The sequence below is a fragment of the Xenorhabdus ehlersii genome (assembly GCF_003610465.1).
Taxonomy (GTDB): Bacteria; Pseudomonadota; Gammaproteobacteria; order Enterobacterales; family Enterobacteriaceae; genus Xenorhabdus; species Xenorhabdus ehlersii.
Map to the genome: position 1 here is coordinate 17,444 of NZ_RAQI01000005.1, position 15,059 is coordinate 32,502.

Here is a 15,059-nt window from a genome sequence, read left to right on the forward strand (position 1 = left end):
CTGTTTTGCAAGTGGTTTTTTGCGAATGGTTTTGTAAATGGTTTTGTGAGAGTCAGTGGCGTCATGCTTTCAGTTGTGGGATGATTAGCGGGTTTTCAGGGGGGGAGATGGGCAAACTAACGCTACTATTATTGGTTCTTCTGGGTTGGTTACAGTATTCGCTGTGGTTTGGCAAAAACGGCATTCACGATTATATGCGGGTCAAAGCCGAAGTTGATAAACAAGAGGTTGATAACCTAAAACTAAAAGCACGTAACGACCAGTTGTTTGCTGAAATCAAGGATCTTAAAGGGGGGCAGGAAGCGATTGAAGAACGCGCTCGTAATGAATTGGGCATGATTAAACCGGGAGAGTCTTTTTATCGTATGGTGCCTGATACCTCAAAGCATAATGCGCAATAACCTTTAAATCAAAACAGTAAATAATAATCGAAATGAATAAGTCACAACTTCATTCCCCTGCTGGTGTTTCTCTTACTGAAATTATCGCCTTGATCCCTGCTGCGGGTATCGGTAGCAGGATGAAATCCGAGTGCCCAAAACAGTATCTGAAAGTTGCCGGAAAAACGATTCTTGAACATACCTTGGCAGCACTGTTTGAGCATCCTCGTATACAACGCGTTATTATTGCGCTGAATCCAGCTGATACACAATTTGCGCAATTGCCTATCGCTTCTGATCCAAGAATTACGACAGTTATTGGCGGTGAAGAGCGAGCTGATTCGGTTCTGGCTGGGTTAGATTATCTGGCTGGTTTGCCTACAGACAGGACAATCTGGGTTTTGGTGCATGATGCAGCCCGTCCTTGTCTTCATAGAAATGATCTCGATAGCCTGTTGCGGATTATTGATCACAATGTAGGATCTCCTGACATATGCGGTGGATTGTTGGCATCACCGGTGAGGGATACGATGAAACGCATGGTATCGCTGCCAGTAGCAGAGTCATCCACAATTAACCACACATTGATTGCTCATACCGTTGACCGTAACGGACTGTGGCATGCTTTGACTCCACAATTATTCCCTTTGCAGTTATTGCGTGACTGTTTGATCAAGGCACTTGCAGATCAAGCCTGTATCACCGATGAATCTTCGGCACTTGAGCACTGTGGTTATCGTCCCATGCTGATCAATGGACGGGCGGACAATATAAAAGTAACCCAACCTGAAGATTTGGCATTGGCTGAATTTTACCTATCCCAAAAAGCTAAGGAATCTATCGTATGAGAATTGGACATGGTTTTGATGTGCATAAATTTGGCGGAGAAGGGCCATTGATCATTGGCGGTGTCCGCATTCCTTATGAACAAGGATTAATTGCCCATTCAGATGGTGATGTCGCCTTGCACGCTGCTACAGACGCCCTATTGGGAGCGGCAGCATTGGGAGATATTGGCAAATTATTTCCCGATACCGATCCTGCCTTCAAGGGCGCAGATAGCCGTGAACTACTGAAAGAAGCCTACCGCCGTATCCGTGCAAAGGGCTATCGGTTAGGAAACTTGGATATCACCATTATCGCACAGGCGCCGAAAATGTTGCCGCATATTCCTCAGATGCGGGTTAACCTGGCGGAAGATCTTGAATGCCATATAGATGATATTAACGTTAAAGCGACAACAACAGAAAAACTGGGGTTTGTTGGTCGTAAAGAAGGTATTGCCTGCGAAGCGGTTGCTTTGTTGGTAAAAGAATAAGCGGGTAAAAGAAATAAGTATGATATTGAGTGAATTACATTGGCTTTATGGTCGACCGGAAGCGACCGGTATTGTTAAAGCCACACCAGAAGATTTTATTGTTCGCGAAGATTTGGGATTTTCTCCTGATGGAGAAGGCGAGCACTTAATGGTACATATCCGTAAAACAGGATGTAACACCCAATTTGTCGCGGATCATCTTGCCCGTTTTGCCAAAATACCGGCTCGCTCTGTCAGCTATGCGGGGTTGAAAGATCGCAACGCAGTGACGGAACAGTGGTTCTGCTTACACTTACCGGGGAAACAAGATCCGGATTTAGCGGCATTTCAACTTGAAGGTTGTGAAGTGCTGGCAACTTCCCGCCAGAAACGCAAACTACGGATTGGCGCATTGAAAGGCAATGATTTCATTCTGGTATTAAGAGACATTTCTGACCGGCAATCGGTGGAAAAACGCTTGCAGCAGATAGCGCAAACCGGCGTTCCAAATTACTTTGGTGAACAGCGTTTCGGGCGGGATGGACAAAATTTAGTTCAGGCTCAACGCTGGGCAGCTAATGAAATCCATGTCAAAGAACGTAACCGCCGCAGTTTTTATCTTTCTGCTTGTCGCAGCGCGATGTTTAATGCCATTGCCAGCCGACGTATTGTCCAAGGTAAACATCAAAAGGTAAAAAATGGCGATGCATTACAATTAACAGGGCGTAGTAGCTGGTTTGTCGCTGATGAATCTGAATTGTCGGTATTGCAGCAGCGAGTTATGGGTGGAGAATTACAGATAACGGCTCCTTTACCGGGTGACAAGGCATTAGGGACGCAGTATCAGGCCCTGGATTTCGAACAACAATGTTTATTGGATTACGAAGCGCTTTGGGCATTAGTCAAACGTGAGCGTGTGGAGAGCGCCCGTCGGGCAATATTGGTGAAACCACTTAACCTGTGTTGGGAATGGCAAGATGACCAAATTGTCACTCTGCATTTCTCTTTGCCATCTGGTAGCTTTGCAACCAGTGTCGTTAGAGAACTGATCAATCAGGATCTCGACTCTTCCCTTGATGTGGCTTGAATGCAAAGCACTCTACAAAACTGTTAACGTCATGCTAAGATCAAACACACACAGGGTAATTTACATTATTAACCTATTTATTTTTAGTTAAATCAATGAGATATATCAATGCTGCGGATATTGCTGAGTAACGATGATGGTGTCACCGCACCGGGAATTCAAACCTTAGCGGCTACATTGCGGAAACACTATCATGTTCAGGTAGTTGCACCTGACCGTAACCGTAGTGGTGCGTCGAATGCCTTAACGCTGGATCGCCCTTTGCGTATTAACACACTGAACAATGGTGATATTTCTGTTCAGGAAGGTACACCGACGGATTGTGTCTATTTGGGCGTAAATAATTTGGTGCGCCCTCGTCCTGACATTGTCGTTTCTGGTATCAACTGTGGTCCTAACCTTGGTGATGACGTGATTTACTCTGGCACGGTCGCGGCTGCAATGGAAGGACGTCACTTAGGCTTACCCGCATTGGCGGTATCACTCAATGGTGACCAACATTACGAAACAGCGGCAGAAGTGACCGTGCGTTTATTAGCTTTGCTGCAAAAAACCCCATTGAGAGCGGGCAATATTTTGAATGTTAATGTACCTGATATTCCCATTGAACAAATCAAGGGGTTTCGGGTGACGCGATGCGGTCGCCGTAGTGCGGCTGAGCAGGTTTATGCGATGGAAGATCCCAAAGGCAATATGCTCTATTGGCTAGGCCCTCCGGGAGAAAAAAGTGATTTTGGGCCTGAAACAGATTTTGCGGCGGTAGAAGAAGGATTTGTCTCCATTACCCCTTTGCAAGTGGACTTAACAGCTTATAAAGCCCAGGAGCTGATAAGTGATTGGTTGACAAAAGTCGGGGATATTGGGGAATGTTAAACCGATCAATGAAAAATTTGCTGGCGCAACTGCGTCAGCAAGGAATTCACAATGAGCCCCTGTTGGCGGTTATTGGCAAAGTACCTCGAGAATGTTTTGTTGATGAAGCTCTCGCCCATAAGGCATATGAAAATACCGCACTGCCTATTGGTCATGGGCAAACGATATCCCAACCTTATATTGTTGCTCGCATGACTGAGTTGCTGAATTTAACCCCGGCATCCAGTGTATTGGAAATTGGAACAGGCTCAGGTTATCAAACAGCAATACTTGCCCACTTAGCCAAACGCGTTTTCTCCGTGGAGCGGATTAAAGGATTGCAGTGGCAGGCTAAGCGCAGATTGAAGCAACTCGACCTACATAATATCTCAACCCGCCACGGTGATGGCTGGGATGGATGGTCATCAAAAGGACCCTTTGACGCTATTATTGTCACAGCCGCACCACCAGAAATTCCGCAGGCATTACTCCATCAACTTGCCGATGGAGGCGTGATGGTTTTACCTGTCGGCGAGCGTACTCAGTTACTGAAAGTAGTACATCGTTATGGGAATGATTTCCATGGCGACGTTATTGAACCTGTCCGTTTTGTACCCCTAATTCAAGGCGAGCTAACATAATCAGCTAATTTATTTGAGGGGGGGAGTTTCAAATTAGCTGTTATTTTTTCTGAAATTAAGCAAAATGTTTCGCTTTAAATCTTCCGTAATTCTAAATTTTTATAAATTATTATTATTTTCACTTATATTTGCCTTTATGGGGGAATAAAGTATGAATCTAGAAAAACCAGTGAAAAAAATAAAGTGGATAATCGCCAGTACTGTTATGGGCGTTGTATTGATAGGTTGCAGTAATACACCAAATCGTCCAGCCCCAATTGTGAATATCGACACAAATCGTGTTTCAGATAATCATGCTATTAAAAATCGCCAGCTAGTGAATAATGCTGCCAATGGCAGTTCATCTCAAGGGCGAATTATTTATCGCCGTAACTACGAAAGTATTCCCAAAGGAAGCTATAACGGAAGCACTTATACGGTTAAACATGGCGATACTTTGTTTTATATAGCCTGGATTACAGGCAGTGATTTCCGTGATCTGGCTCTCAGAAATAATATTTCAGAGCCTTATAGCTTAAATGTTGGTCAGGTCCTGAGAATAGGTAATTCAACCTCCAAAAATGGTGTATTAATAGCATCAAATAGTACTGAATCAAAAATTAGTCAGGTTGATTTTCAAAAAATTAATGCGTATCCTGCAAATATTGATAGACCAAGGTCAGGAAAAATGTTGCCAAAGGCAACCATTTCTGATGACGATAATTCTGTCCCAAAAGTATCTATAGCAACAGATACAGGGGTAAATAATGCTATTAATGGTGCTGATACTATTAATAGTTGGAGATGGCCGGCAGAAGGAAAAATTCTTGAAGGCTTCTCTGATTCTCAAGGAGGAAATAAGGGTATTGATATTGCGGGGAGTCGTGGCCAACCCGTATTTGCTACAGCCCGTGGAAAAGTGGTTTATGCCGGAAATGCATTACGTGGCTATGGAAATCTAATAATAATAAAACATAACGATGACTACCTAAGTGCTTATGCGCACAATGACACCATGTTGGTTCGTGAGCAACAGGATGTTCAAGCGGGGCAAAAAATTGCCACGATGGGTAGCACCGGAACAAGTTCAGTAAGATTACATTTTGAAATTCGCTATAAGGGAAAATCCGTAAACCCGCTGCGTTATCTTACGCAGCGATAAACCGGGGCAGGGATCTGAAATTCCTGCCCGCATTATCATGGGTAGGAGCAGCTGATGAGCCAAAGTACGCTTAAAGTTAATGAGTTGTATGATGATGCGAATTTAGACGAAAATAGCATGGAAGCTGATGACTTTGATGAAGCGTTGCTGAAAGATGAGGATGATATAACTGGTCTTGATGAAGATTTGGATTTGTTGCAAGGAGTAAACCAACGGGTTCTTGATGCAACACAGCTTTATCTTGGAGAGATTGGTTTCTCACCTCTGCTGACAGCAGAGGAAGAGGTTCTTTTCGCCAGACGAGCACTACGAGGGGATGTTGCTGCACGCCAACGCATGATTGAAAGTAACTTGCGATTGGTTGTAAAAATATCCCGCCGATATAGCAATCGTGGATTAGCACTGCTAGATCTGATTGAAGAAGGTAACCTTGGGCTTATTCGTGCAGTGGAAAAATTTGATCCTGAAAGGGGTTTTCGTTTTTCCACTTATGCGACATGGTGGATCCGTCAAACCATTGAACGTGCCATTATGAATCAAACTCGCACAATTCGCTTGCCTATTCATATAGTCAAAGAATTGAATGTCTATTTACGTACTGCAAGAGAACTGGCACATAAATTGGATCATGAACCGAGTATCGAAGAAATTGCGGAAAAACTGGATAAACCGGTTGAAGACGTAAGTCGTATGATGCGGCTGAACGAACGCATTACTTCTGTCGATACACCGATTAGTGGTGATTCAGATAAGGCATTATTGGATATTTTATCTGATGAAAATGATTCAGGGCCAGAAACAACTATTCAAGATGATGATATGAAACAGAGTATCGTGAAATGGTTGTTTGAACTGAACGCAAAACAGCGTGAAGTTTTGGCCCGTCGTTTCGGTTTGCTTGGATACGAAGCAGAAACATTGGAAGATGTTGGGCGAGAAATTGGTTTAACAAGAGAGAGAGTTCGTCAGATTCAAGTTGAGGGATTGCGCCGTCTTAGAGACATATTGCATACCCAAGGTTTGAATATAGAATCATTATTCCGTACTTAATTCTTTATTCCTGAGAACGTATACCTAAGAAATTTCAAATTGCAGTGTTAGTGGAAAGTAGATGAATTTCCAGAAACAAAGATAATTAGAAAACTTGGTGATGGCAAGAGTAGAAGTAAGTCCAAAAGTGACAATTGAAAAGATAAAGATAAAGGTATAGAGAAGATAGGCGGTAATCCTAAGGTGGGCTAAATAAGCCCACCTTTTATTTACTCATTTATATTTTCATTACCATTTGGTGTGACATTTATCAATTTTAGATAATCGGAACACCACTATGAAATTTAAAATCATGATCGGGAGTTTGAATAAGTTCTGCTTCAACCTGGCCGAAATAATTCACTCTTTCTGTAATATCTTCTTTAGATATTGACTGAGCGAGCATCAAATAATCTTGGTAATGGCGAGCTTCTGAACGCAGCAGAGAAATATAAAACTTACCCAAATCCTCATCCAGATGAGGAGCTAATTTTGCGAAACGTTCGCATGAGCGTGCTTCAATATAAGCACCAATAATCAGTTTATCGACCAACGTATAAGGTTCATGATTGGTAACATGCTGAAATAGGGATTTAGCATAGCGACTAGCACCGATACTGTCATATCTTACCCCTCTGGCATCCATGATTTCTAATACTTGGTAAAAATGATGCAACTCTTCCTTAATCAATAACACCATCTTATCGATGAGATCTTGACTATAAGGTGATTTTGCTCGCGCGGTAATTTGCTTGGTGGCCTGATTTTTTCCTTTCAATGAATGAATATCACCCATTTTTTTATAGGCAAAATCCTCATAGGGCTGAAACCAAGCGAGCAGAGCATCAGCACTCTCAGGAGCAACGGCATATTTACGAATTAAGAACATAGCACTTTGTGCCGCTTTCAATTCACATAGCAGATGATCGCGCAATAAGATTGGCAAATTCTCAGGCAGCCGTGCTTTTTCTACCCATTGGTCGGGAGTTTCGCACTGTAAAAATTGATAAATGGGAGCTAACAGATTAGCATCAAACTTCATTGTTGTTCCATTCATGGCTGTTTCATTCATTGTTAAACCATATCTTTCAGACGATAAATCCACTCTAATGCCTGACGTGGTGTCAAGGTATCTGGATTAAGGTTTTCCAATGCTTCAATTGCCGGAGAGGTCTCTTCTGTCAGCAAGGTTAACTGTGGTGTATCGACATGGCCTACTGCCGCATTATTGGAGAGTGATTCCAGCTCTTTCAATTTTTGGCGCGCACGTTTAATGACATCGCGTGGAACACCTGCCAGCGAAGCAACAGCTAGCCCATAACTCTTGCTTGCTGCCCCTTCTTGCACACTGTGCATGAAAGCAATGGTGTCGCCATGCTCGACAGCATCAAGGTGAATATTGACAACTCCTTCCAGTTTCTCAGGCAATGTTGTCAGTTCGAAATAGTGAGTCGCAAACAGGGTCATTGCTTTGATGCGATTAGCTAAATTTTCAGCACAGGCCCACGCCAGGGATAAACCATCATAAGTTGATGTACCACGACCGATCTCATCCATCAAAACCAGACTATGTTCAGTCGCGTTATGTAAGATATTGGCAGTTTCGGTCATTTCCACCATAAAGGTAGAGCGTCCTGATGCCAGGTCATCGGATGCACCGACACGAGTAAAGATACGATCTACAGGGCCAATAACCGCTTTTTCGGCAGGAACAAAGCTTCCAATATAAGTCATCAACGTAATCAAAGCCGTCTGACGCATATAGGTACTTTTACCTCCCATATTTGGCCCTGTAATAATCAGCAAACGGCGCTGTGACGAGAGCGTCAATGGGTTAGAAATAAACGGTTCACTTAATACTTGTTCGACAACCGGATGCCGACCGCCAGTGATCTGAATACCCACTTTATCGGTTAGTATCGGGCGGGTGTAATTTAGAGTTTCAGCGCGTTCAGCAAGGTTTGCCAGTACATCCAGTTCTGACAGTGCTTCGGCACAGGTTTGCAAATCGGCCAGATGAGGCAGCAATAGATCGAACAACTCTTCGTACAGAGCTTTTTCGATGGCAAGCGCTTTGCCTTTGGAAGTCAGTACCTTGTCTTCATATTCCTTTAATTCAGGAATGATATAGCGTTCTGCGTTTTTGAGCGTTTGACGACGAACGTAATGGATAGGGACTAAATGGCTTTGTCCACGGCTGACCTGAATATAATAACCATGCACTGCATTAAAGCCCACTTTCAGGGTATCAATGCCAAGTTTCTCGCGTTCACGGATCTCCAGTTTATCGAGGTAATCACTGGCGCCATCGGCTAGTGCTCGCCATTCATCCAATTCAGCATTATAGCCCGTGGCAATGACACCACCATCACGCACCAGAACAGGAGGCGTTTCGACAATCGCATTCTTTAGCAGAGTCTGCAATTCATCAAAATGTCCCATACGCTGCTGTAGCGCTTGGATATAAGGGGCATCTGAGGATGTCAGGATCTGATGAATATCAGGCAATTGCTGGAAAGCATGACGCATTCTGGCCAGATCACGGGGGCGGGCAGAGCGCAGAGCAAGACGGGCAAGCACACGCTCTAAGTCACCGACCTGGCGCAAAAACGGCCGTAATTCATAACCGATTTCCTGTAATGCGGAAATGGCTTGATGGCGATTTTCCAGTATATCTTTATTGCGGGTTGGTGCATGCAGCCAGCGTTTCAGCATTCGGCTGCCCATCGGTGTCACACATTGATCGAGTACCGCCGCCAGCGTATTCTCAGTGCCACCGGACAAATTTTGTGTCAGCTCCAGATTACGGCGGGTGGCAGCATCCATAATAACCGTTTCCTGCTGGCGTTCCATCGTCATGCTGCGAATATGAGGTAAAGTGGTACGTTGAGTATCTTTGACATATTGCAGCAAACAGCCTGCGGCACGCAGAGCGAGCGTCGCTTTTTCCACCCCGAAGCCAATCAGGTCACGGGTGCCAAATTGCAAATTAAGTTGTTGTCTTGCTGTATCCAGCTCAAATTCCCACATTGGGCGCCGGCGCAAACCATGACAACGTTCAATCAGCGCCATATGCTCAAAGGTTTCAGGATAAAGCAATTCCACGGGATGGGTGCGTTGCAATTCTGCGGCAATACTATCTTGATCGGACATTTCAGAAACGCGGAAACGGCCAGAAGTGATATCCAGCGTCGCGTAACCAAATCCCTGATTATCATGCCAGATAGCGGCGAGCAGATTATCCTGACGTTCTTGTAGTAAAGCTTCATCAGTTACGGTGCCTGGAGTGACAATACGCACAACTTTGCGTTCAACAGGGCCTTTACTGGTTGCAGGATCTCCAACTTGTTCGCAGATCGCCGCAGATTCACCAAGTTGTACCAGTTTTGCCAGATAGTTTTCGATTGCGTGATAAGGAACACCCGCCATCGGAATAGGTTGACCAGCCGATTGTCCGCGCTTGGTTAGGGAGATATCCAGTAACTTCGCCGCCTTTTTGGCATCGTCATAGAACAACTCGTAAAAATCCCCCATTCTATACAGCAGCATAATATCAGGGTGCTGCGCTTTCAGACGCAGATACTGCTGCATCATGGGAGTGTGGCTATCTATATCCTTTGCTGGAGATTCTTTCATATTGACTTGATTCAATTCTATTATTCCTGTTGACTCAGTTGGGCCATCGACGCTCAGTCAACCCATCTAAATGACAAAACCTAAATATAATCAGCTAAGGATGGAACGTTAATAGACCTCATCCTGGGCGAAAACGCTATCTTATCACTGATAATCTGTGTGATTCATCTGTGGATGCGATTAGAAGATTTAAACGGTAGGTTAGCAGGATTACTCGCAGGAATGTATCAGATTTTTTCACAATTCAGCAGGATTGCGAAGCGGCTCGATTGTTGTTTAGTTTGAGTCATACTATCAAATAACAAATAATAGGAAAGCAGATGGCATAAAGCACTTGAATTCTATTTATCGGCTCAGTTTGAGCATACGATCTTGGTAACCCATGATGGTTTTAAAGTGTTGACGCTGCGGGATGAAGAACACGAAGTTTTTGCACGTGACCTGTCGATCACTCAATAAATTATAATTTATGATGTGATAGTTTTCCCAATACTGTATTGCGCAGTGTTGGGTTTTATTTGGCTAAAATATCGCCACGTTGGGTTTGTAGAAATTTAACTATGGCTATGTGAAATTACAGGGTGATTATGTCTTGGCTTTATAAAAACAAGAATCTCTCTTGTTTTATTGTTCTCTTTTTTCTTATTTTTCTGATACATAAATGTTTGGGGTATCAGTTAAAACTAATATATGTCTTCAGTGCCTTTGCACTCTTTTTATTTTTGGCTGCTATCAGTAGACGAATTTATATCTTTTTGATTGCTTTTTTTTCCTTGATAGGAATGCTCTATACTCCAATTGGCCTCAATTACGGTTATCCAGACATCAATGCGGTAGGATCATTAATTTATACAAATAGGAATGAAACAACGGAATATATTAGTGGACTTTCTGTTTCAACTTATTTAACTGCTATAGCTATTTTTGTTCTGATGATATTTTCACTTAAGCTAAATGTTACCTTAACAAGCAAAAGTAAAAAGTGGTTGTTTACCCTGTTTTTTATTTCGGCTTTCTGGTCCCCAGCCAAAGGGTATATAAAATCGGGTTTTGAAGATAGCTCGGAACTTTTGAATACCAGTTTACCGGAAGTTCGCTTTTTCAGTGATGCCTATCAGAGCTACCAGCAAGTCATGTCAGAAAATCACCGATTTGCCAAGATTATTAAATATCGGGATGACTGGCAGCCAGTGGTGAAAGAAGAGAAATACGACACTTATATCATGGTGATTGGTGAGAGCGTCCGAAAAGATTTTATGAGTGTCTATGGGTTCCCGGATAAAAATACCCCTTGGTTGGATAACGCGAATGCCACCGTGTTAACCAACTATATTTCTGCGGCACCATCGACACAGTTATCGTTGACTAACTCTTTGGCGGTTCGTGAAGCAAATGAAATTCAACTGAATAACAGTATTGTTTCACTGGCGAAAAAAGCGGGATTTGAAACTTACTGGCTGTCCAACCAGGGAATGAAGGGAGGGTTTGATTCTCCTGTAGCACTGATTGGGCAGCAGGCCAATCATTATACTTTTCTAAAAGAAGGCAATTCAGATGATCGCAGTTATATGCCGGATGAAAATTTATTGCCTTATATTCGCAAGGCATTAATGAAGAATGAGCAGAAAAAGAAACTGATTATTATTCACTTAATGGGTTCGCATCCACAACCTTGCACCAGAACGAATGATAAATATGGCACCTATTTTCATTCCAAAAATATTTCATGTTATCTTCAGAGTATTCATAATACGGACAGACTGCTAGCTGACATTGAAAGTATTGCCAATAAAAATCAATTGCACTGGACAATGCTTTACTTTGCGGATCATGGTTTGTCACTTGTGAATAAGAATACAGATAGCGAGAATCTGACCCATAACGATAGTAATAAGCAGAATTATCAAGTTCCCTTTATTATTACCGGTTATGACTATGTCATTAACAATGCCGACAAGAACACAGCAAGCAAAAATATCATAGATGCTCACCGCAGCGGTTTGAATCTACTGTCTATGTTATCCACATGGTTGGGAATTGAAGAACTTCGCTTGGTATCCAAATGTGCTTGGTTTTCCAACCAAGCGTGTCTGAACCAACATACAGTGATTTCATTCAGTAACGAATATAAAGACTTTAACCACCTAAAGGATGACGCCATTAACTTCGATTGATGAATATACCTTCGTCTTGCAATTTATTAAGGAAGTGAGTTACCTCACAAAACTTGGCTCATGCTTTATATGTATGAACCACTGATTGGGGGATTTTGACCGCTTAATGTTGGTATTCAACCGCTGAGTAAGATCCTCTCCCTCTTATCAGGGAGAGTTTTATATCATAGTGCAGTGTGACGAGGAGTATATCCCTTTTATGGGTATTGCTTCCTGCCGGCTGTAGATGGTCGGTTTATGGAGAAGGAAGTAAAAATTAAATAATGACTCGCTGTTCGTCTTACTGTGGAAAAGGAAGTTTTATGAAGAATAATAAATTGTTAAAACATATCCCCTGGATGATATTGGGGATAATTGGCGCATTCTGTCTTGGAGTCGTTGCGCTGCGTCGGGGAGAACACGTTAGCGCTTTGTGGATCATTGTCGCTTCCGTAGCCGTTTACTTGGTTGCTTATCGGTATTATAGCCTGTATATCGCCACGAAGGTAATGAGACTGGATGCCACGCGAGCAACCCCCGCTGTTGTCAATAATGATGGTTTGAACTATGTTCCTACCAACAAAAATGTCTTGTTTGGTCATCATTTTGCCGCTATCGCGGGGGCAGGTCCGTTAGTCGGGCCAGTATTGGCGGCACAGGTCGGTTATCTGCCAGGAACATTGTGGTTGCTGGCAGGGGTAGTGCTTGCCGGAGCGGTGCAGGACTTTATGGTGCTGTTTATCTCCTCCCGCCGTAATGGGGCATCATTGGGTGAGATCGTCAAGGAAGAGATGGGGCGTGTGCCAGGCACAATAGCTCTGTTTGGTTGCTTCTTAATCATGATCATCATTCTGGCGGTACTGGCGTTAATCGTCGTGAAAGCATTGGCAGAAAGCCCGTGGGGCGTATTTACGGTTTGTTCAACAGTGCCGATTGCGCTTTTCATGGGGATCTACATGCGATATATCCGCCCGGGGCGTGTGGGTGAAGTCTCTGTGATCGGTATTCTCCTGCTGATTGCCGCCATTTGGTTTGGTGGTGTTGTCGCCGCCGATCCTTACTGGGGACCCGCGCTGACTTTCAAAGATACCACCATCACTTATGCGCTGATCGGATATGCATTTATCTCTGCATTATTGCCAGTTTGGCTTATTTTGGCACCGCGTGACTATCTGGCAACTTTCCTGAAAATTGGGGTTATTGTTGGTCTTGCAATTGGGATTATCATCCTGAATCCTGAACTGAAAATGCCAGCCGTCACACAATATATTGACGGTACTGGGCCAGTCTGGAAAGGAACGCTGTTCCCATTCTTGTTCATTACTATCGCTTGTGGTGCGGTGTCTGGTTTCCATGCTTTGATCTCTTCGGGGACGACACCTAAGCTGTTGGCAAATGAAAAAGATGCACGTTTCATTGGTTATGGTGCGATGTTAATGGAGTCGTTTGTGGCGGTCATGGCATTGGTTGCTGCATCCATCATTGAGCCGGGTCTGTATTTTTCGATGAATACCCCTCCGGCCGCGCTGGGTATTACTATGCCTGACCTGCATAATTTGGGCACTGCCGAGGCGCCAATGATTATGGCCTCTTTGAAAGAAGTAACGAGCCATGCGGCCGCGACTGTAAGTTCTTGGGGCTTTGTTATTTCCCCCGATCAAATTCTGCAAACGGCAAAAGACATTGGTGAGCCATCCGTTCTGAACCGCGCAGGAGGAGCGCCAACTTTGGCAGTGGGTATTGCCCATGTATTCCATCAGATCATTCCTGCGGCAGACATGGGCTTTTGGTATCACTTTGGTATTCTGTTTGAAGCGTTGTTTATCCTGACGGCGTTGGATGCGGGCACACGTTCTGGTCGTTTCATGTTGCAGGATCTTTTGGGTAACTTCGTTCCATTCCTGAAAAAAACGGACTCTTTGATTGCGGGTATCATTGGTACAGCCGGTTGTGTTGGCTTATGGGGTTATTTGCTGTATCAAGGCGTGGTTGATCCATTGGGTGGCGTCAAGAGCTTATGGCCGTTATTTGGTATCTCTAACCAGATGTTGGCCGCCGTTGCGTTGGTATTGGGTACGGTTGTCTTGATCAAGATGAAACGCACCCGATATATCTGGGTAACGGTTATTCCTGCGGTTTGGTTGTTGATTTGTACCACATGGGCGCTGGGGCTGAAATTATTCAGTGATAACCCACGGCTTGAGGGCTTTTTCTTCCTGGCGAAAGAATACAAGCAGCGAATTGCCGAAGGTGGTGCAGAATTGACGGCTGGGCAAATCAGTAACATGAATCACATTGTTGTGAACAACTACACCAATGCGGGATTAAGCATTCTGTTCCTGATAGTGGTGTACAGCATCATTATTTATGGTATCAAAACTGCGATTAAAGCAAGCAAAAACCCGACGCGTACCGATAATGAAACGCCTTATGTTCCGGTTCCTGAAGGTGGGGTGAAAGTCTCTTCTACGCACTGATGCAATACTAAAACTGATACCGACCAAATCATTCCGTATCAGTAACCGCTATACCCCACATAATTGACTTTGTACTATGTGGGGTATTTTTTATTGGGGAACTATTCCTTATAGAACAAGCCTTGGAGAACAATTTATGTTTGGTAATCTTGGTCGGGCAGGCAAGTATTTGGGGCAGGCTGCCCGAATGTTGGTGGGCGTTCCCGACTATGACACATATGTACAGCATATGAAAGAAAACCACCCTGATAAGCCTTATATGTCTTATGAAGAATTTTTTCGCGAACGTCAGAATGCTCGCTATGGTGGCGATGGCAAAGGCGGAATGCGCTGCTGTTAGTGAAAAAAGTGGTTAATTCATTGAAA

Annotated in this window: 13 protein-coding genes; 11 read left to right on the plus strand and 2 right to left on the minus strand. The window is 43.8% G+C overall.

Going from position 1 to position 15,059, the window contains the following annotated elements; translation table 11 throughout:
• Window positions 1–107: 107 nt before the first annotated feature.
• From ftsB to rpoS, 8 genes are all read left to right on the plus strand, one after another.
• Window positions 108–401 (plus strand): cell division protein FtsB, encoded by a 294-nt coding sequence (gene ftsB / locus BDE27_RS14865; RefSeq protein WP_099131532.1) that lies wholly within the window; start codon window positions 108–110, stop codon window positions 399–401.
• A gap of 32 nt (window positions 402–433) precedes the next feature.
• On the plus strand, window positions 434–1,228 hold the full coding sequence (gene ispD, locus BDE27_RS14870; RefSeq protein ID WP_099131533.1) for a 2-C-methyl-D-erythritol 4-phosphate cytidylyltransferase: 795 nt from the start codon (window positions 434–436) through the stop codon (window positions 1,226–1,228).
• A complete protein-coding gene (ispF, locus tag BDE27_RS14875; RefSeq protein WP_092513684.1) occupies window positions 1,225–1,698 on the plus strand; it encodes a 2-C-methyl-D-erythritol 2,4-cyclodiphosphate synthase in 474 nt (157 codons plus the stop codon). Before ispD ends, ispF begins: the two co-directional genes overlap by 4 nt.
• 19 nt (window positions 1,699–1,717) lie before the next feature.
• Window positions 1,718–2,764: a tRNA pseudouridine(13) synthase TruD gene (gene truD, locus BDE27_RS14880; protein ID WP_099131534.1), complete on the plus strand. Its 1,047-nt coding sequence runs from the start codon at window positions 1,718–1,720 to the stop codon at window positions 2,762–2,764.
• 108 nt (window positions 2,765–2,872) lie between these two features.
• Window positions 2,873–3,637: a 5'/3'-nucleotidase SurE gene (gene surE, locus BDE27_RS14885; RefSeq protein ID WP_099131535.1), complete on the plus strand. Its 765-nt coding sequence runs from the start codon at window positions 2,873–2,875 to the stop codon at window positions 3,635–3,637.
• Complete coding sequence (locus tag BDE27_RS14890; RefSeq protein WP_099131536.1) at window positions 3,631–4,257, plus strand: protein-L-isoaspartate(D-aspartate) O-methyltransferase; 627 nt, start codon at window positions 3,631–3,633, stop codon at window positions 4,255–4,257. Before surE ends, BDE27_RS14890 begins: the two co-directional genes overlap by 7 nt.
• Window positions 4,258–4,408: 151 nt before the next feature.
• Window positions 4,409–5,398: a murein hydrolase activator NlpD gene (gene nlpD, locus BDE27_RS14895; RefSeq protein ID WP_099131537.1), complete on the plus strand. Its 990-nt coding sequence runs from the start codon at window positions 4,409–4,411 to the stop codon at window positions 5,396–5,398.
• Between the two features lie 54 nt (window positions 5,399–5,452).
• Window positions 5,453–6,448, plus strand: coding sequence for an RNA polymerase sigma factor RpoS (gene rpoS / locus BDE27_RS14900; RefSeq protein ID WP_099131538.1), 996 nt, complete (start codon window positions 5,453–5,455; stop codon window positions 6,446–6,448).
• 256 nt (window positions 6,449–6,704) lie between these two features.
• On the opposite strand, the gene miaE is transcribed toward rpoS, so the two are convergent.
• Window positions 6,705–7,484, minus strand: coding sequence for a tRNA isopentenyl-2-thiomethyl-A-37 hydroxylase MiaE (gene miaE / locus BDE27_RS14905; protein ID WP_244208804.1), 780 nt, complete (start codon window positions 7,482–7,484; stop codon window positions 6,705–6,707).
• A 17-nt stretch (window positions 7,485–7,501) separates the two neighbouring features.
• Entirely contained in the window at window positions 7,502–10,063 is a 2,562-nt protein-coding gene (gene mutS / locus BDE27_RS14910; protein ID WP_099131705.1) for a DNA mismatch repair protein MutS, read from the minus strand.
• Between the two features lie 1,070 nt (window positions 10,064–11,133).
• On the opposite strand from mutS, the gene BDE27_RS14920 reads away from it, so the two are divergent.
• From BDE27_RS14920 to BDE27_RS14930, 3 genes are all read left to right on the plus strand, one after another.
• Entirely contained in the window at window positions 11,134–12,237 is a 1,104-nt protein-coding gene (locus BDE27_RS14920) for a phosphoethanolamine transferase (RefSeq protein ID WP_167450616.1), read from the plus strand.
• 302 nt (window positions 12,238–12,539) lie between these two features.
• Window positions 12,540–14,693: a carbon starvation CstA family protein gene (locus tag BDE27_RS14925; protein WP_099131540.1), complete on the plus strand. Its 2,154-nt coding sequence runs from the start codon at window positions 12,540–12,542 to the stop codon at window positions 14,691–14,693.
• Between the two features lie 136 nt (window positions 14,694–14,829).
• Window positions 14,830–15,033, plus strand: coding sequence for a YbdD/YjiX family protein (locus BDE27_RS14930; protein WP_099118661.1), 204 nt, complete (start codon window positions 14,830–14,832; stop codon window positions 15,031–15,033).
• Window positions 15,034–15,059: the final 26 nt, after the last annotated feature.